The organism is Salipiger sp. ABN3_019 (assembly GCF_056158605.1).
Map to the genome: position 1 here is coordinate 1230598 of NZ_JBSWTP010000010.1, position 17761 is coordinate 1248358.

Annotated in this window: 16 protein-coding genes; 1 reads left to right on the forward strand and 15 read right to left on the reverse strand. The window is 64.7% G+C overall.

From position 1 onward, the window contains the following. Position 1 precedes the first annotated feature (1 nt). The 4 genes from ACXAD2_RS27825 to ACXAD2_RS27840 all read right to left on the reverse strand — a co-directional run bounded on the left by ACXAD2_RS27825 (position 2) and on the right by ACXAD2_RS27840 (position 5537). Positions 2 to 610 carry a 3'-5' exonuclease gene (locus ACXAD2_RS27825; RefSeq protein WP_475178026.1) on the reverse strand — a complete coding sequence of 203 codons (609 nt, stop codon included), beginning with the start codon at positions 608 to 610 and terminating at the stop codon, positions 2 to 4. Positions 611 to 622: 12 nt separating this feature from the next. Next, positions 623 to 1735 (reverse strand): endonuclease/exonuclease/phosphatase family protein, encoded by a 1113-nt coding sequence (locus ACXAD2_RS27830; RefSeq protein ID WP_475178032.1) that lies wholly within the window; start codon positions 1733 to 1735, stop codon positions 623 to 625. Between the two features lie 322 nt (positions 1736 to 2057). Further along, a complete protein-coding gene (locus ACXAD2_RS27835; RefSeq protein ID WP_475178037.1) occupies positions 2058 to 2816 on the reverse strand; it encodes a hypothetical protein in 759 nt (252 codons plus the stop codon). A 432-nt stretch (positions 2817 to 3248) separates the two neighbouring features. Then, positions 3249 to 5537 (reverse strand): adenosylcobalamin-dependent ribonucleoside-diphosphate reductase, encoded by a 2289-nt coding sequence (locus ACXAD2_RS27840; RefSeq protein WP_475178040.1) that lies wholly within the window; start codon positions 5535 to 5537, stop codon positions 3249 to 3251. A gap of 222 nt (positions 5538 to 5759) precedes the next feature. On the opposite strand from ACXAD2_RS27840, the gene ACXAD2_RS27845 reads away from it, so the two are divergent. Continuing rightward, complete coding sequence (locus ACXAD2_RS27845) at positions 5760 to 6191, forward strand: DUF1489 family protein (RefSeq protein WP_066110429.1); 432 nt, start codon at positions 5760 to 5762, stop codon at positions 6189 to 6191. Positions 6192 to 6194: 3 nt separating this feature from the next. Here ACXAD2_RS27845 and ACXAD2_RS27850 read toward each other — a convergent pair whose 3' ends face one another. From ACXAD2_RS27850 to ACXAD2_RS27900, 11 genes are all read right to left on the reverse strand, one after another. After that, positions 6195 to 6698, reverse strand: coding sequence for a YdcF family protein (locus ACXAD2_RS27850; protein ID WP_475178050.1), 504 nt, complete (start codon positions 6696 to 6698; stop codon positions 6195 to 6197). Between the two features lie 174 nt (positions 6699 to 6872). Further along, positions 6873 to 7946, reverse strand: coding sequence for a BMP family ABC transporter substrate-binding protein (locus ACXAD2_RS27855; RefSeq protein ID WP_475178055.1), 1074 nt, complete (start codon positions 7944 to 7946; stop codon positions 6873 to 6875). Between the two features lie 72 nt (positions 7947 to 8018). After that, positions 8019 to 8927 (reverse strand): ABC transporter permease, encoded by a 909-nt coding sequence (locus ACXAD2_RS27860; RefSeq protein ID WP_066108872.1) that lies wholly within the window; start codon positions 8925 to 8927, stop codon positions 8019 to 8021. After that, positions 8927 to 10012 (reverse strand): ABC transporter permease, encoded by a 1086-nt coding sequence (locus ACXAD2_RS27865; protein ID WP_475178062.1) that lies wholly within the window; start codon positions 10010 to 10012, stop codon positions 8927 to 8929. Before ACXAD2_RS27865 ends, ACXAD2_RS27860 begins: the two co-directional genes overlap by 1 nt. Continuing rightward, a complete protein-coding gene (locus ACXAD2_RS27870) occupies positions 10009 to 10200 on the reverse strand; it encodes a hypothetical protein (protein WP_475178068.1) in 192 nt (63 codons plus the stop codon). The genes ACXAD2_RS27865 and ACXAD2_RS27870 overlap by 4 nt, the downstream gene beginning before the upstream one ends. Continuing rightward, positions 10187 to 11710 carry an ABC transporter ATP-binding protein gene (locus tag ACXAD2_RS27875; RefSeq protein WP_475178072.1) on the reverse strand — a complete coding sequence of 508 codons (1524 nt, stop codon included), beginning with the start codon at positions 11708 to 11710 and terminating at the stop codon, positions 10187 to 10189. The genes ACXAD2_RS27870 and ACXAD2_RS27875 overlap by 14 nt, the downstream gene beginning before the upstream one ends. Further along, on the reverse strand, positions 11677 to 12627 hold the full coding sequence (gene xdhC, locus ACXAD2_RS27880; protein WP_475178076.1) for a xanthine dehydrogenase accessory protein XdhC: 951 nt from the start codon (positions 12625 to 12627) through the stop codon (positions 11677 to 11679). The genes ACXAD2_RS27875 and xdhC overlap by 34 nt, the downstream gene beginning before the upstream one ends. After that, positions 12617 to 15070, reverse strand: coding sequence for a xanthine dehydrogenase molybdopterin binding subunit (locus tag ACXAD2_RS27885; protein ID WP_475178080.1), 2454 nt, complete (start codon positions 15068 to 15070; stop codon positions 12617 to 12619). The genes xdhC and ACXAD2_RS27885 overlap by 11 nt, the downstream gene beginning before the upstream one ends. Beyond that, positions 15067 to 16479 (reverse strand): xanthine dehydrogenase small subunit, encoded by a 1413-nt coding sequence (xdhA, locus tag ACXAD2_RS27890; protein WP_475178431.1) that lies wholly within the window; start codon positions 16477 to 16479, stop codon positions 15067 to 15069. Before xdhA ends, ACXAD2_RS27885 begins: the two co-directional genes overlap by 4 nt. A gap of 240 nt (positions 16480 to 16719) precedes the next feature. Further along, complete coding sequence (locus tag ACXAD2_RS27895) at positions 16720 to 16917, reverse strand: alpha/beta fold hydrolase (RefSeq protein WP_475178085.1); 198 nt, start codon at positions 16915 to 16917, stop codon at positions 16720 to 16722. Between the two features lie 25 nt (positions 16918 to 16942). Further along, positions 16943 to 17623, reverse strand: coding sequence for a hypothetical protein (locus ACXAD2_RS27900; RefSeq protein WP_475178089.1), 681 nt, complete (start codon positions 17621 to 17623; stop codon positions 16943 to 16945). Positions 17624 to 17761 lie beyond the last annotated feature (138 nt).

The following is a 17761-nucleotide window of genomic DNA, read 5'->3' on the forward strand; positions in this document are numbered from 1 at the left end:
GTCAGGACAGGAACTGGAGCATATCGGAAAACGTTTCGACACCACGCTCGCTAAGATCGCCGAACTGCTTGATCATGACCTGTGCCCCAAGTCGTGTGTCTGCAAGAGCGTCATGCAGTGCATCCGCGTCAAACTCGATGCCGTAAAACTCCCCGCATGCGGCAAGCGTCTTGCTCTCGAGATCGGGGTGCAGGCGACGCATCAGTTTCAAAGTGTCGATGAAGTAGTCAGATTGAACCTCGACCCCGGTGCGGACCTCCGCACGTCTGATAAACCCCAAATCAAATCGAGCGACGTTGTGACCCGCCACAATACGGGTGCCGACGAAGCTATCAAACATCTCCATCATCGATTTCAGGTTTGGCGCGCCGTCGAGTTGATCATCTTGGATACCCGTGAAGTCTTGGATGAAATCCGGTATTGGGCGGTGGTCTGCTCCAGCGTCAACGAATGTCATCCAATCGTCGCCCAGTTCGGATTGGTCGACTTTGATCGCAGCAACTTGAATGATCGCATGTTTGGATGCGTGCAGGCCGGTTGTTTCAAGATCGAACACTGCGATGTCCATCTCGGACAGTTTGGCATCATAAATCGGGTGGGCCTCGCTCATGTCGAAAACCTCCTAGTAGCTGATTTCAATAAAGACCGGGCAATGATCCGACAGGCGCTGGTTCTGACGGATGTCCCTGTCAGGATCGTTCGGGTCGGGGATAGTGGCATATCGAGGGTCGTCTTCGTGGCCCATGCTGACCTTTTGAATTTCGCCGGGTGAGGCAAAGCTGGAGAGCATCTGGTCATAGACCACGAAGTCTATGTGGTCCTCGAAGCGATCGTCATGGTTCGGCCAACACACTTCATCAATCCCAAGTGGGCCCTTTGCGAGTTCCAGACCATCCGGTGTGCCGTCATTTAGCTCGCGCCAGAACCGATCTATAGGATTACCATCATCGTTCATCGCGTTCATGTCTCGGTTGAAATCGCCAAGTACAATTGTCGGAAAACCTTGCGCCGACTGTTGCTCTATCCAACTCTCAAGGATGTTCAGCTGTGCATCTAACGTCCGGCAGTCAAACCGTGAATCAAATATGCGGCCCTCATTCGACTGATCCTGGATTGGATCAAGTGACCAGCGATGGAAGAACGATTTCAGGTGCACACCCAGCACCCTCACCGTTTGACCGCCAATTTCGAGGTCTACCATCACCCCTGCCCTCGTCGGACGGCTACTTGGCGTCCCGTCGCGATCGAACCCGATGTGCATAATGCTGAGTTCAGTCATCGTCGTCACGTTCGGTGTTTCCGGAAAGCGGTCTTTAGCAAAGACCATGGCTGTATAGATGCCACGCTCGTCTGCGGGACGCTCTTCAGCGCCAGTTACATACCTGTTTGATATGATCGCCTGATATTCTTCAGGAGGAAAAATCCGCGCGATCGCCGCCGGTGACCCAACCTCTTGCAGGGCGATCACATCGAGATCGAGACGAGCTGCGACCTCGGCAAGACGCTCGTAGTCGATGTCATCCCGCGGAAGTGCTGAGCCGCGTAGACCCACGCCACTTTCGTGATGCAAGTTTGCGATATTCCAGGTTCCTATTCGAAGGGGTTTGCTGGATTGTGCCCAAGATGATGTGGCGATCAGTCCTAAAAGGCAGGTCGCAAATGCGCGACAAGTCAGGTTCTGAAGAAACAAACGAACTCCTTTCCAAAAATTGCTGTCAGCCGAAATACTGGCCATAACTCCACCCTAAATGCGAAAAGAAAAATTCCAAAACACAATCTTGACGAGCAACGCAAATGCGCTCTTTTCTAAAGGGACCTTTCATTTCTCTTTCTAAAGCAAGAGATCTCGAGCGAGCTTCGCAGCAGTGGTGCATGGGTTCACTTCCAATGCGTCTTTGACTCAAACACCTCTGAGTTGAAGACGTGGCACGGCGGCGCACATGCAATGAATGGCCGGTCTGACGGGCCGCAACGCAGCGACGGCTGTGCATGGCCAAGGTCCGCAAAGGGCCGATCCCACTTGAGCGGTGGCGCGACTTGAAGACTGCTAAAGAGCATCAATGAACAGGCATAGGTCGCAGCATATCATCGGAGTCCAGGTGGAGTGCGCTGCGCCAGAGCGGCGTTTTGAACACATGACAGGCCTGTTTGCCGAGTGCATCTTCGCGGGTCTCTATCAGAAATCCCGCCCATTCGAGCGGTCGTAGCACGCAGGATGAGAACGCCGCCATTTCTCGCGACCCTGCAGTGTGCCAATCTTCGGGCTCGCCGTAGAAGATTTTGAACAAGGCAGCCTCGGTCGTGCCAAAATCTGCCTCGACGTTAATCACATTAATCCAGACATCCCATGTTCCGAACGGACGGTCCTCAAAGCGCGCATAGGATGAGTGATCCATCCGGAGCAGAAAGTATGGGATCAGCTCAGAAAACAGTAGAGCCGGGGCTTGTGCCAGCTCTGTACCGCGCTTGGTCAGCCGAAACTCACCCTTAAAGTGACGGCCTAGGCGCAGAGAAATCAGTAAGAAATGCAAAATCTCAAGCGGCGGAAACTCGTATTCATTGATCACCTTGTTGTAGCGAAACATCTCTTCGGCAGTTTTGCCTGGCCAGTCGAAATTCTCGACGGCCCAGTGGACGAAGACGCGCTTGAAGGCCATGTTCTTGGTGAGGCCGATTGCCCCATGCGTGCGCGTATAATGTAGCGTCAGGAGAGCGCCACGGAGCAGTGGCGAATGCGCGAGATCGGGATGCCCGTCAGCAAGAGTGCGGAAATTGATCATGCCAGGATGCTGCCACAGAATGCTCTTGAACTCCATGATCCCACGCGTGCGCATTCTCTGCTTGGACAAGTTCGCGACGGCAGTGAATGGCCGGTTAGCTGGGCCCAGCCCTAGCATGCCAACTTTTCGGGGAACGACAGCTTAGGCCCGTCGCGTCCGGCACCGCGGGAGCGGAAGGCCTGGGAGGTAGTGCCCGCCCCTATCGAATAAGAAAGCGGTGCGACCGTCCAGAGTCTGGATAGGCACCCCGCCCACCCTCATAGGGTGGCGTCGCCGGTCATGAGCGGGACGTCACGTGCAACCCCACAAAGAAAAACGGCGGAGCAAGAGCTCCGCCGCTTCTATAAATCGACCTGTGTCAGAAGTCAGCCCGAGTGAGCGCGATTTCCCCTTGACACCCTTTGCGCACGCTTATGCTTCGTTTTGCGCACTCATATGCTTGCTCTGACTACAGCGAAACCGCCCACCTCACCCGCACTTGGAGTGCCCGCAGCTGGAGCACGTCATGCAGCCCTCGACCATCATCATTGAGAACTGGCCGCAGGAGGGGCAGGCTTTGCCGCGGGGCGCGTCGAGGCCGACGACCTTGGCCGTGGGATCCGCCTTCAGGCCCTTGCCCTCGCCCTCGAGGAAGCCCGTGGCGATCAGGTGCTTTTCGATCACCCCGCCAATCGCCGCAAGGATCGAGGGGATGTATTTGCCCTGAACCCAGGCACCGCCGCGCGGATCGAACACCGCTTTCAGCTCCTCGACCACGAAGGAGACGTCGCCGCCGCGCCGGAACACCGCCGAGATCATCCGCGTCAGCGCCACGGTCCAGGCATAGTGCTCCATGTTCTTGGAGTTGATGAAGACCTCGAACGGGCGGCGGTGGCCGCCGACGATGATGTCGTTGATCGTCAGGTAAATGGCATGCTCGCTGTCGGGCCATTTGAGCTTGTAGGTGTGCCCTTCGAGCGATTGCGGACGGTCCAGCGGCTCGGACATATAGACCACCTCGGCCCCGGCCTCATCGGTTTCCGTGGCCACCGAGGGGCTCTCGGCGGGGGTCTTGTCGGCGCTTTCCGACACCGACAGCACCGAGCCGGTCACATCGTTCGGACGGTAGGTGGTGCAGCCCTTACAGCCGGTCTCATAGGCCTCCATATAGACGTCCTTGAAGCCTTCGAAGGAGATATCCTCGGGGCAGTTGATCGTCTTGGAAATCGAGCTGTCGATCCATTTCTGCGCCGCCGCCTGCATACGCACATGCTCGAGCGGCGCCAGGGTCTGGGCGTTGACGAAATAGTCGGGCAGCTCGGCGTCGCCAAACTTGTCGCGCCACATCTGCACGGCGTAATCGACCACCTCTTCCTCGGTGCGGGTGCCGTCCTTCTGCAGCACCTTGCGGGTGTAGGCATAGGCGAACACCGGCTCGATGCCCGACGACACGTTGCCCGCATAAAGCGAGATGGTGCCGGTGGGCGCGATGGAGGTCAGCAGCGCGTTGCGGATGCCATGGGTGCGGATCGCCTCGCGCACGTCGTCATCCATCTGCTCCATATTGCCCGAAGCGAGGAACTTCTCGGCATCGAAGAGCGGGAAAGCGCCCTTCTCCTTGGCCAGCTCGACCGAGGCCAGATAGGACGCCCGCGCGATGCGCTTGAGCCATTTCTCAGTTTGCGCCGCCGCCTCTTCCGAGCCGTAGCGCAGGCCCATCATCAGCAGCGCGTCGGCAAGGCCGGTGACGCCAAGGCCGATGCGGCGTTTGTTCTGCGCTTCCTCGGCCTGCTGCGGCAGCGGGAAGTTCGACGCATCCACGACGTTGTCCATCATGCGCACCGCGAGGGCCACCAGCTCGTCGAGCTTTGCCTCGGGGATCTCCGCGCCTGTCTCGAACGGCGTGTCGACCAGCCGCGCGAGGTTGATCGAGCCCAGAAGGCACGCACCATAGGGCGGCAGCGGCTGCTCGCCGCAGGGGTTGGTTGCGGCGATCTGCTCGATGTAGCTGAGGTTGTTGGCCTTGTTGATCCGGTCGATGAAGATCACGCCCGGCTCGGCGTAATCATAGGTCGCCTTCATGATCTTGTTCCACAGGTCGCGCGCCTTGACCGTGTGGTAGACCTTGCCGTCGAACTGCAGGTCCCACGAGCCATCCGCCTTCACCGCTTCCATGAAGGGATCGGTGACCAGCACCGACAGGTTGAACATGCGCAGCCGCGCGCTGTCGGCCTTGGCCGAGATGAACTGCTCCACATCCGGATGGTCGCAGCGCATGGTGGCCATCATCGCGCCCCGGCGCGAGCCCGCCGACATGATGGTGCGGCACATGGCGTCCCAGACATCCATGAACGACAGCGGTCCCGAGGCGTCGGCGGCGACGCCCGCCACATGCGCGCCCTTGGGGCGGATGGTCGAGAAGTCATAGCCGATGCCACCGCCCTGCTGCATGGTCAGCGCGGCCTCTTTCAGCATGTCGAAAATGCCCGACATGCTGTCGGGGATGGTGCCCATGACGAAGCAGTTGAACAGCGTCACCGAGCGCGCGGTGCCAGCGCCAGCGGTGATCCGGCCCGCGGGCAGATACTGGAAGTCCTCGAGCGCGCCGTAGAATTTCGCTTCCCATGCGTCCGCATCGGTCTCGACCGAGGCGAGCGCGCGCGCGATGCGGCGCCAGCTGTCCTCGACGCTTTGGTCGATCGGGGTCCCGTCCGCTTCCTTGAAGCGGTATTTCATGTCCCAGATCTGTTCGGCGATGGGGGCGGCAAAGCGAGTCATGGCAGCAGACTTCCTTGTTGGCTCGTCGGATGGTGAGGCGCGGCGGCAGAGTCGCGCAGCAGGTGGCAGGCCGGAGGGACTATCGCCAGCGCCCAGCCGATGCAAGAACGCATGATACGTAAGGATACACGTTTTTTCACGGCAGTCCTACCACTGCTTGAAGCTCCTCTCGCAAAGGCTACAATATATATCCATCTTTTTCACGACTCCGTGGGGCACTGCGTGGCTCAGCATATCCATCTCATCAAGCTCAGCGTCGGCACTGAAAGCGTCAAGACATTGGCGGCCTGGCAATCGGGCCGCGCGGCGCAGACCGCCGACGGCCTGCCCTGCCATGTCACCCGCATGTGGCCCAAGCGCGAGGCCGAGCTGCTGAACGGTGGCTCGATCTACTGGGTTTTCAAGCGGATGATCCAATGCCGCCAGCGCGTTCTGCGGCTCGACGAGGTGACCGGCAGCGACGGCACCCGCCATTGCGCGCTGGTGCTCGACCCGCAGATCCACCGCGTCGCCGCGGCGCCGCGCCGGCCGTTTCAGGGCTGGCGCTACCTCTCGCCCGAGGATGCGCCGCCCGATCTGACCGAGTCGCGCCCCGATGACGACGAGCTGCCCCCCGAACTGGCTGGCGCGCTGGCCGAGATCGGGATTCTCTGAGGCTCACCCCCGCAGCGTCAGCGCGTACCACAGATAGGCGGGCACTTCGCGCAGACCGGCACGGATCCGCCGCCCCGACAGCGCCACCTTCGGCGAGGCGCTGCGCAGCCCTGCGACCTGCCGCGCCAGACCCAGCCGCCGCGCCGCCAGCCGCGCGCGCGGCGCGTGAAACCCATCGGTGACAAGCACCACCTCCCCTGCCCCCATTTGCCGCAGCAGCGGCAGCGAGAAACGCAGGTTCTCCTCGGTGCTGGTTGACCGCGCCTCAAGGCAGATCGCCGCCTCCGGCACCCCCGCTTCCCGGCAGAGCCTTGCGATCACCTCCGCCTCCGAGGGGCCATGCCGCCCAAGCCCGCCCGAGGCGAGCACCAGCGAAACCTCCCCTGCCCGCCACAGCCGCGCGGCATGCAGCGCCCGCCGCTCCAGCGTCGGCGAGGGCCGCCCCCCGGCCCAGACCGCCGCCCCCAGCACCAGCGCCACGCGCGGTGCGCCTTGCTGCGCCGCCATCTCAGGTCCCTTCTTCTCTTTCCAAATACGCCCGCCGGAGGCAGCCGACAGCGCCGCGCCAGGTAAACGTCGGGGCGTATTTGAGGAACAATGAAGCATCCAGCCCGCAGGCGCCCAAAGAAAACGCCGCCGGGAGGAGCTCCCGGCGGCGCAATGCTCACGTCGCGGTGGCGATCAGTTCGGGATCTCGCCGGTCAGACCTTCGACGTAGAAATCCATGCCCGCGAGCACACCGTCGTCGGCCACTTCGCCTTCGGCCAGCCACACCGAGCCATCCTGCTTGTTGATCGGGCCGGTGAACGGGTGGTAGTCGCCCGCCGCGATATCGGCCTTCATCTTCTCCGCGGTGGCTTTCACGTCCTCCGGCACCGGGCCGGTGATCTCGCCGATGCCGACCATGCCGTCACCAATGCCCTGCCAGACGTTGTGGCTCTCCCAGGTGCCATCGACGATCGCCTGCACGCGGTCGATGTAGTAGGGCGCCCAATCGTCGATGATCGACGACAGCCGCGGCTCGGGGGCGTAGTCATACATGTCCGCCGCCTGACCGAAGCCGTAGCCGCCAGCCTTCTCCAGCACCGACAGCGGCGCAGTGGAGTCGGTGTGCGCCAGAACCACGTCGACGCCCTGATCGAGCAGCGCCTGCGTCGCATCCGCCTCTTTCGCCGGGTCGAACCAGGTCGACAGCCAGACCACCGACATCTCGACGTCCGGGTTGGCCTTCTTGGCGTGCAGGAACGACGAGTTGATGCCGCGGATCACTTCGGGGATCGGGAAGGAGCCGATGTAGCCGATCTTGTTCGACTTGGTCATCGCGCCAGCAAGATAGCCGGTCACCGCGCGGCCTTCATAGAAGCGCGCCGAATAGGCCGAGACGTTGTCTGCGGTCTTATAGCCGGTGGCATGCTCGAACTTCACGTCCGGGAATTTCGCCGCGACGTTGATCGTCGGGTCCATGTAGCCGAACGAGGTGGTGAAGATCAGGTCCGCGCCCGACAGCGCCATCTGGGTCAGCACGCGCTCGGCGTCGGCCCCCTCGGGCACGCTCTCCTGCTCGATCAGTTCGATCTGGTCGCCGAAGTGCTCTTTCATCTTCATCGCGGATTCATGGTGGTGCTGCGACCAGCCGCCGTCGTTCACCGGACCGACGTAGACAAAGCCGATCTTCGGCACGTCCTGCGCAAAGGCCGGGGCGGCAGCAAGAGCAAGGCCGACGGCGGCCGAGGCAAGAAGCGTTCTGCGTTTCATTCTGTTCAGTCTCCCTGAGTTCAAACTGTATTCAATACCGTCCGGTTTCCCCGGATCAGGCCTGTGCCCCGCTCACGCGGAGGCGTGGAAAGAGCGCCCCAGCGATCCGGGCGCGCCATGCACCCCGCGGGCTGAGATGACGACCAGCACGATGATGGTGATCAGATAGGGCGACATCGACAGCAGCTCGACCGGCACATTGGTGCCCGCCGCCTGAAGGTTCAGCTGCAGCACGGTGACCCCGCCAAAGAGATAGGCGCCGATCAGCACCCCCAGCGGGCGCCAGCTGGCAAAGACGACGATGGCCAGCGCGATCCAGCCCGCGCCCGCGGTCATGCCTTCGGTCCATTGCGGCACGCGCACGAGGCTGACATAGGCGCCACCAAGCCCCGCGCAGGCGCCGCCGAAGAAGATCGCCGCCATGCGCACCCGCACCACCTTGTAGCCAAGCGCATGGGCGCTCTCGTGGTCCTCGCCCACCGCGCGCAAGATCAGCCCGGCGCGGGTGTATTTCAGGAACGCCCAGACTCCCGCCACCAGCAGCAGGCTCACATAGACCATGAAGTCATGGCGAAAGAGCATCGGCCCCAGCACCGGGATCTCGGCCAGTCCGGGGATCCACAGTTTGCCCGGCCCCGGCGCGCGCACCCCCTCGAAGGAGGCGCCAACGAGGGCCGACAGCCCCAGCCCCACCAGCGTCAGCCCAAGGCCCGTCGCCACTTGATTGGACAGAAGATATTGGGTCAGAAACCCGAAACTCAGCGACAGCACCGCCGCGCCCAAAGCCGCGCCGGCAAAGCCCAGCACCGGCGAGCCGGTGCTCACCGCCACGGCAAAGCCGATCACCGCGCCGGTGATCATCATGCCCTCGACCCCGAGGTTCAGAACCCCGGCCTTTTCGACCACCATCTCGCCGATCGCCGCCAGCAGGATGGGCGTCGCCGAGACCATGATCGAGGCCACAAGAAGTACGGGATCCATCAGGCCAGCTCCCTCTTGGCAAAGCGGATGCGGTAATTGGTGAAGACATCGGTGGCCAGCAGGAAGAACAGCAGCATGCCCTGGAACAGTTGGATCGACGCGCCGGGCAGGCCGAGCATCAGCTGCGCCAGCTCACCGCCGATATAGGTCAGCGCCATCAACAGCCCCGCGAGCAGGATGCCCACCGGATGCAGCCGCCCGAGGAAGGCGACGATGATCGCGGTGAACCCGTAGCCCGAGTTGAAATCGATGGTGATCTGCCCCGCCGGGCCGGTCACTTCGAACAGCCCCGCCATGCCCGCCAGCGCGCCGGAAATGCCGAGGCACAGGAAGACGATGCGCGCCGGGCTGACGCCCGAGAAGCGCGCCGCCCGCGGCGCCTCGCCGGTGAGGCGGATGTTGAAGCCCTGAATATGCCGCGCCATCAGCACATAGGCGGCGATCACCGCGATCAGCGCGCTCACCACGCCCCAATGCAGGCCGGTGTTGGCGATCAGCTCGTCGTTGAACACCGCGGGCCATTGCTTGAAGTTGCGCGAGCCGGGAAAGCCCATGCCTTCGGGGCTGCGCAGCCAGCCCGCCGAGGCCGAGGCGAGGATGTTCTCGGCCACATAGACCAGCATCAGCGACACGAGGATCTCATTGGTGCCGAACTTGGTCTTGAGGATCGCCGGGATCATCCCCCAGGCCCAGCCGCCGAGCGCGCCCGCGACCACCATCAGCGGGAACAGCAGCGCGCTTTCAGAGGGGTAGAACGCCAGTCCCACCGCGGCGCCGGTGACCGCGCCCATGATGTATTGCCCCTCGGCGCCGATGTTCCAGATACCGGCGCGGAAGCCGATCGACAGGCCGATGGCGATGAGGATCAGCGGTCCGGCCTTCACCAGAAGCTGCGGCCGCGAATACTCGGCGAACTGCGGGTGAAACAGCGGATCCCAAAAGATCGTGCGGATCGCCTCCAGCGGCGGCTTGCCCAGCAGCGCGAACATGATGCCGCCCACCACCATGGTCAGCACCACCGCCAGCAGCGGCGTCACGATGGTCCAGAGCCGCGACGGCTGCGGGCGTTTTTCGAGGCGGATCATGCAAAGCCTCCCACCGGCGCCGCGCAGATATCCCCGGCGCGCCATGCGTATTTGGAAAGAGAAGAAGCGGACGGAACTGCTCGGAAGATCAAAGCTTTAGGCTTCTTCTCTTCAAAAATACGCATTTGTGCAGGCAGCCAAGCCGCGCCGCGCCGGGGGTCAGGCATCCAGAGGTCAAGCTTCCACATGGGCCACCTCCATGTCATGCGCGCCGCCCATCATCAGGCCGATCTTTTCGATATCGAGCTCGGCGACCGCGCGGGAGGGCGAGAGCCGCCCCTCGTTTAGCGCCGCGAAACGGTCAGAGACTTCCATAAGCTCGTCGAGGTCCTGAGAGATCACGATGATCGCCGCGCCCTTGGCGGCGAGGTCGAGCAGCGCCTGCCGGATCGCCGCGGCGGCGGCGGCATCGACGCCCCATGTGGGCTGGTTGACTACAAAGACCTCGGGGTTCTGGGCGATCTCGCGCCCGACGACGAATTTCTGCAGGTTGCCGCCCGAGAGCGCCCGCGCCGCCGTGCCCGGCCCCGGCGTGCGCACGTCGAAGCGCTCGATCACCTCTTCGGCAAAGGCTTTGGCGCGTTTCCAGTCGATGAGCCCGCGCTGCACCAGCGTCTCGCGCCGCGCGGCGGTGAGCACGGCGTTTTCGGTCAGGCTCATATTGGGCGCGGCGGCATGGCCGAGGCGCTCTTCGGGGCCCGACAGCAGCCCCGCGTCGCGGCGCCCAATGGGGCCGGTGCGGCTGATGTCCTCGCCCTTGAAGAAGATCGTGCCCGCAGGCGCCAGCCGCTCGCCCGAGAGCGCCATCAGCAGCTCGTCCTGACCGTTGCCCGCGACCCCGCCGATGCCCAGCACCTCACCGGCGCGCACCTCCAGCGAGACCTCGCGCAGCGGTGTGCCGAAAGCGCCGGGGGCGGGCAGCGATAGACCCTTGGTGCTGAGCAGCACCTCGCCCTTCGCGCCGCCACGCGCCGCGGGCGTGTCGAAGCTCGCGCCGACCATCAACTCGGCCATCTGCCGGGCGGTGACGTCGCGCGGCACGATGGTGGCCACGTTGCGACCGCGCCGCAGGATCGAAGCGGTGTCACAAAGCGCGCGGATTTCCTCGAGCTTGTGCGAGATATAAAGGATCGAGGTGCCTTCCGAGCGCAGCTTGTTCAGCGTCTCAAAGAGGATCTCCACCTCCTGCGGGGTGAGCACCGAGGTCGGCTCGTCCATGATCAGCAGACGCGGGTTCTGCAGCAGGCAGCGGATGATCTCGACCCGCTGCCGTTCGCCCGCCGACAGCGTGCCGACGGTGCGCGTGGGATCGAGCGGCAGGCCGTAGGTTTCCGACACCTCGCGGATCTGCCGCGCCAGATCGCGCGGCTTTGGCGGGTTCTCCATGCCGAGCGCCACGTTCTCGGCCACGTCCAGCGCCTCGAAGAGCGAGAAATGCTGGAACACCATGGCGACGCCCGCGCGCCGTGCGTCCGAGGGTTTGCCCGGCGCATAGGCGGCGCCATCCATCAGCATCTCGCCGCTGTCGGGCTTCACCAGCCCGAAGATCATCTTCACCAGCGTCGATTTGCCCGCGCCGTTCTCGCCGAGCAACGCATGGATCTCGCCCTTGTCGATGTCGAAAGAGACATCGTCATTGGCCACGACACCGGGATAGGCCTTGGTCAGGCCCCGGATGCTGAGAAGTGTGTCCTGCACGCCGTCCCCTCCCCCTTTTTTTGCCCCAATAGCTGTCCGGCCACGCCGATGGCAATCGCCTGCGGGTGTCGTCCGTAGATTTTTTGACCAATTGGACAAGTTATGCGCGCGATTTGCGCATCGCCATGCCCAAGCGCCTGCAGCCGCTTGCGAAACCGCGCCCATTTCGTCTCGGAGCCGATCAGCCCGGCGAAGGCGAAATCATGGCTGAGCAGCGCGTGGCAGAGCGCGAGGTCAAGCTCGTGGCTGTAGGTGAGGATGAGGTGATCGGCCTCCTTGGGCGCATGCGGCACCGCCAGCGCCGGATCGGCGGCGGGCAGCACGGTGACGCCCTGAGGCACCTCATCCGGAAAGCGCTCGGGGCCGGTGTCGACCCAGGTGATTGCCAGATCGGGCAGCGGTGCCATCACGCCCACCATGGCGCGGCCCACATGGCCTGCGCCCCAGATCCACAGCTGCCGCGCCGGGCGCGCCAGCGGCTCGACCATCCAGCCCTGCACCAGCTGCGGCTCGGGCGGCTTGCCCTGCGCGCGGGCGCGATCAATCAGCCGCTGCACCGCAAGCGGGCGCGCACCCTCGCCGCGGGCGATGATCTCGGCGCCCTCCAGCGCCGCCAGCGCCGCCGCGTCGAACACCTCGGTCCAGAGCGTCACCGCGCCGCCGCAGCATTGTCCCAGCCCCGGGCCGAGCGGGTGGCGGCTGAGCCCCGGCGCGCGCAGCGCCTGCTCTGCCGCCATAAGCTCCAGCGCGCCACCGCCGATGGTGCCGCTCTGGCGCTGCGTGTCGCCGTCCTTCCAGACCAGCATGGCGCAGCCCACCTCGCGCGGGGCCGAGCCCGCCACTTCGGCGATCACCACGCGGGCGACCCGGCCATGCGCCGCGACCGCTGCGCGAAGGGCGTCGAGGTCAAAGCCCATTCTGCACGCTCCGCACCGCATCCAGCACCGCCTCGGGCGTCGCCGGGGCGCGCAGGTCGGGATAGGCCTCGCCGCAGGCCGCCACCGCATCCGACAGCGCAAGGAAGGCCGAGATGCCCAGCATGAAGGGCGGCTCGCCTACCGCCTTGGAGCGGTAGATGGTCTCTTCCACGTTGTGTCCGTCCCAGAGCGCCACATTGAACACATCGGGCCGGTCCGAGCAGGCGGGGATCTTGTAGGTCGAGGGCGCATGGGTGCGCAGCGCGCCCTTGCCGTCCCAGACCAGTTCCTCGGTGGTGAGCCAGCCCGCGCCCTGCACATAGCCACCTTCGATCTGGCCGATGTCCAGCGCCGGGTTCAGCGAGGCGCCGCAGTCGTGCAGGATGTCGGCGCGCAGGATGCGGTATTCGCCGGTGAGCGTGTCCATGACCACCTCGGTCACCGCCGCGCCATAGGCGAAATAGAAGAACGGCCGCCCCTGCCCGCGCACGCGGTCCCAATCGACCTTGGGCGTCTTGTAATAGCCCGTGGACGAGAGCGAGACGCGGCCCTGATAGCACAGCACCGCCGCCTCTTCGAAGCTGAGGTCGGTGCCGCCCACATGCACCATGCCGCCCTCGAAACGCACGTTCTCGGGCAGGTCCTGATGCAATTCGGCCAGATGCGCGGCCATGCGGTCGCGGATCGTGTCGCAGGCGGCCTTCACCGCCATGCCGTTGAGGTCCGAGCCCGAAGAGGCCGCGGTGGCCGATGTGTTGGGCACCTTGCCGGTGTCGGTGGCGGTGATCTTCACCATCTCCAGCGGCACGCCGAAGCGTGCGGCGGCCACCTGCGCGACCTTCTGAAACAGCCCCTGCCCCATCTCGGTGCCGCCGTGGTTCAGCTGGATCGAGCCGTCCTGATAGACATGCACCAGCGCCCCGGCCTGATTGAGATGGGTGAGCGTGAAGGAGATGCCAAACTTCACCGGCGAGATGGCGATGCCCTTCTTCAGCAGCGGGCTGGCCTTGTTCCACTCGGCAATGGCGGCGCGGCGGGCGGCGTAATCGCTGCTCTGCTCCAGCTTCTCGGTCAGCGCGCCGAGGATGAAATCCTCCACCGGCTGGCCATAGTGGGTCTGCTGCGGGGCACCGGGAACGCGCGTCTGGGGCTGCGCACCCTCGCCCGCATCGGCTCCGGCGAGCGCCCCGCGCGAGGCCAGATCGTCGCTGTCGTCATGCGCCAGCGGCTCTGTCCCCGCGGGGACAGATTGCTCTGCTGTCCCCGCGGGGACGCTTTCCGCCGCCGTCCCCGCGGGGACGAGATCGGCGTAGTAGTTGCGGCGGCGCAGATCGAGCGGGTCCATCTTCAGGTGATGCGCCACATGGTCCATCACCCGCTCGATGCCGAACATGCCCTGCGGACCGCCGAAGCCGCGATAGGCGGTGGCGCTTTGCATATTGGTCTTGAGCCGGTGGCTCTCGACCCGCATGGCCGGGATGTCATAGGCGTTGTCGGCGTGCAGCATGGCGCGGTCGGCCACGGCCAGCGACAGGTCCTGCGCCCATCCGCAGCGGGTGTACTGGGTGAAATCCACCGCCCGCAGACGCCCCTCTTCGTCGAAGCCGACGGTATAGTCGATCCGGAAGTCATGGCGCTTGCCGGTGATCATCATGTCGTCGTCGCGGTCGTAGCGCAGCTTGGCCGGACGTCCGGTCTCATGCGCCGCCACGGCGCAGGCGATGGCCAGCGCGTTGCCCTGACTTTCCTTGCCGCCAAAGCCGCCGCCCATGCGCCGGGTTTCGACCCGCACCGCGTGCATCGGCAGGTGCAGCGCATGGGCGACCTTGTGCTGAATCTCGGTGGGGTGCTGGGTGGAGCTGGAGACCAGAAGATCGCCGTTTTCCTGCGGCAGCGCCAGCGCCGCCTGCCCTTCGAGATAGAAATGCTCCTGCCCGCCCATCTCGAGCGAGCCGCTGAGCGTGATCGGCGCGGCCTCAAGCGCTTCGGCGGTGTCGCCCTTCTGCCAGAGGATCGGCCCCTGCTCAAAGCGGCTGTCCGCCGCCAGCGCCTGCTCGATGGTCAGGATCGGCTCGCGTTGGTCATAGGTGATCTTGGCCAGCCGCGCCGCCTTGCGCGCCGCAAGATGGCTGGTGGCGGCCACAAGGAAGATCTGCTGCCCCAGATAGTGGATGGTGCCGTCCGACAACAGCGGCTCGTCGTGCAGCGAGGCCGAGCAGTCGCAGTCCGACGGCAAGTCCTTCGCCTCCCAGACTTTCACCACGCCGGGGGCGGCGCGGACGGCAGAAAGGTCGATCGAGGTGATCGTCCCGGCGGCGATGGTCGACAGACCAAACGCCAGATGCAGGCAATCCGCCGGCAGCGGGATGTCGTCGATATAGCGGGCCTTGCCCGAGACATGCAGCGGCGCCGCGTCATGCGGCAGGGGTTTCGTCACGCTCATGCGGTCACCTCGCGCACATCGGTCGCCGCGCCGAGATCGGCCAGCAGGTAGCGGGTCAGCATGTTGCGCGCGGCGTTGAGCCGGTATTCGGCGCTGGCGCGCATGTCGGACATCGGCTGGTAGTCCTGCGCCCAGGCTTCCCACGCGGCGATCACCGCATCGTCGCTCCACGGCTGGCCGAGCAGCGCCGCCTCGACCTTTGAGGCGCGCTTGGGGATCCCCGCCATGCCGCCAAAGGCGATGCGCGCCTCGGTGATCACGCCCTCCTCGGTGCGGATCACGAAAGCACCGCAGGCCGCCGAGATGTCCTGATCGAAGCGTTTCGACAGCTTGTAGACGCGCAGCCGGTCGTCCTGCCGCGGAATGCTGACGGCCTCGACGAACTCGCCCGGCGCGCGGTCCTGCTTGCCGTACTCGAGGAAGAACGCCTCGAGCGGCACCTCGCGCCGGACATCGCCCTTGCGCAGATGCAGCGTGGCGCCCAGCGCGATGAGCACCGGCGGGTTGTCCCCGATGGGCGAGCCGTTGGCGATATTGCCGCCGATGGTCGCCGCCGCCCGCACCTGCGCCGAGCCATAACGGCGCAGCATCTCGGCATAGCTGGGGAAATGCTCTTTCATCAGCACCAGTACGCGGTCCATGGTGACCCCGGCGCCGATGCGGATTGTATCATCGCTGACCTCGATCTGCTGCAGATCGGCGCAACGGTGCAGGAAGATCACCCGATCCAGCTCGCGCAGCTGCTTGGTGACCCAGAGGCCGACGTCGGTGGCACCCGCCACCAGCGTCGCATCGGGGGTCTGTTCATAAAGGCGCGCCAGCTCGTCCGCGCTCTCGGGGGCGGAAACTGCCGGAGGGGGGCTGTCTGCCCCCCGCTCGGCGGCGCCGAGCCCCCCCGAGGATATTTGCGCCAAGAGGAAGTCCCGGTCGGCCATCCATTCCGGCACGGGCGCGCTTTCGGCGGCCTCGGCGGCGCGGATGATCGGCGCGTAGCCGGTGCAGCGGCAGAGGTTGCCCGCCAGCGCGTCATCATGCCCGGTGTCGCCGTTGAGATGAGCGGTGGCCATGGACACCACGAAACCCGGCGTGCAGAAGCCGCATTGCGAGCCGTGGTGATCGACCATCGCCTGCTGCACCGGGTGCGGCGTGCCATCGGGGCCCGCGATGCCCTCGACCGTGCGCAGCGCCTTGCCGTCGAGCTGCGGCAGGAAGAGGATGCAGGCGTTGACCGCCCGCGAGCCCTGCGCGTCGGTGACCATCACCGTGCAGGCGCCGCAGTCGCCTTCGTTGCAGCCTTCCTTGGTGCCGCGCAGCCCGCGTTCTTCGCGCAGCCAGTCGAGCGCCGTGCGCGTCGGGCAGACGTCGCGCAGCACGACCTTTTCCCCGTTCAGAAGAAAGGAGATGTCCATGTTGATGACCTGCCGCCTTACCATGATCACATCCCCGCTGCGCGCTCTCGATGCGGCGTAGAAAGCGCGCGGATTATTATCGCTTTGGACGTAAGGCTAGGCGCGGCGCTTCGCGCTTGGCAAGGAAAAACTGCCCGTTTCGCAGGCAACGCCGCGCAAAGCTGCGTTGAATTCCCCCGGAAAACACGCAGATTTGCTGCATGTGTGGGCGCTTTGATTAAATTTAGGGCGACTCGCAGATCAGGGGCGCGTCAGAAACTCTGTGAGACTGCGGATCGCCGAGGTCATGCCAAGGATCGAGTTGTGATCGCCCTGCTCGAGCAGGTCCAGCTGTGCTTTGGGCAGGGCCTGCGCGAGATCGCGGGCATCGGCGGATGGCGCGGCGAAATCATGCCGCGCGTGCAGCACCAGCGCAGGCTCGGTCCGCGCCTCCACCAAGGAGCGCCACGGGGTGTCGGGCCGGTCAGGATCCGCAAAGCTGACTCACCCGGCGTTCGAAGGCCGCGAGGCAGCGCCCCGAGATCCCATATTGCGTGGCCCCGAGACGCATCAGCTTCATCAGGTCCACCGGCGTCGAGATCAGCGCGAACCGTGGGCAGGAAAATCCTTCGGCCATGGCGAAGAGCAGCCCGCTGGCCGAAACGCAATGCGCCGCCACCGCGTCATAGGGGCCGTGGCTGTCGCCGCACTGGTGGATCGCCCGGACAATCTCGACCAGCCCGCAGCGCGTGCGGCCTTCGCGCAGATGGCCGGGCAGCACGAGCAGATCGACCTCTGCCCCGCTGCGGCGCAGGCTGGCCACCAGCCGGACGAATTGCCGCGCGTGCCCGTCATGGCCCGGCACGATCAGCACCCGCCGCGTCGCAGCCGCCTTACCCGCCGCGGGGTAGCGCAGAACTGCCATGTCGTTTCCGAGCGGCAGCAGCCGCGCCTCACGGCGGGTCTTTTCGGGATCGAGATAGGATGGGGAACTCATGTAGCGGCCAGCGAGGAACCGTCCGGTCAGCCCCGGCAGCAGCCGCGCGGCCAGCGCCAGCGCCTGACGTCTGCGCCCAGTCACCGGCACATCGGGCGCGACGGCGGACGCTGGCTGCGTCTGCGCGCCCTGCACCTCGTAGCCTGCCATCGCGTTCTTCACCGTCACTCGTCACTCACTGGGTATCGCGTCAAATTGATTGCGCCAACAGGGACAGTGTCGCAAATCATTTCGCCCGAAATGAGGCGGGAAGTTTGCGCAAATGTGGGGTTGCATAACCGATTTGAGGCATCGCCTTTGGGAGCG

Coding starts and splice junctions, on each gene's coding strand:
- ACXAD2_RS27835 (WP_475178037.1), bottom strand. CDS start 2,816: ATGGAGTTCAAGAGCATTCTGTGGCAGCATCCTGGCATGATCAATTTC.
- ACXAD2_RS27855 (WP_475178055.1), bottom strand. CDS start 7,946: ATGAAACGCAGAACGCTTCTTGCCTCGGCCGCCGTCGGCCTTGCTCTT.
- ACXAD2_RS27885 (WP_475178080.1), bottom strand. CDS start 15,070: ATGAGCGTGACGAAACCCCTGCCGCATGACGCGGCGCCGCTGCATGTC.
- ACXAD2_RS27870 (WP_475178068.1), bottom strand. CDS start 10,200: ATGTGGAAGCTTGACCTCTGGATGCCTGACCCCCGGCGCGGCGCGGCT.
- ACXAD2_RS27860 (WP_066108872.1), bottom strand. CDS start 8,927: ATGGATCCCGTACTTCTTGTGGCCTCGATCATGGTCTCGGCGACGCCC.
- ACXAD2_RS27840 (WP_475178040.1), bottom strand. CDS start 5,537: ATGACTCGCTTTGCCGCCCCCATCGCCGAACAGATCTGGGACATGAAA.
- ACXAD2_RS27830 (WP_475178032.1), bottom strand. CDS start 1,735: ATGGCCAGTATTTCGGCTGACAGCAATTTTTGGAAAGGAGTTCGTTTG.
- xdhC (WP_475178076.1), bottom strand. CDS start 12,627: ATGGGCTTTGACCTCGACGCCCTTCGCGCAGCGGTCGCGGCGCATGGC.
- xdhA (WP_475178431.1), bottom strand. CDS start 16,479: ATGGACATCTCCTTTCTTCTGAACGGGGAAAAGGTCGTGCTGCGCGAC.
- ACXAD2_RS27865 (WP_475178062.1), bottom strand. CDS start 10,012: ATGATCCGCCTCGAAAAACGCCCGCAGCCGTCGCGGCTCTGGACCATC.
- ACXAD2_RS27850 (WP_475178050.1), bottom strand. CDS start 6,698: ATGGCGGCGCAGCAAGGCGCACCGCGCGTGGCGCTGGTGCTGGGGGCG.
- ACXAD2_RS27825 (WP_475178026.1), bottom strand. CDS start 610: ATGAGCGAGGCCCACCCGATTTATGATGCCAAACTGTCCGAGATGGAC.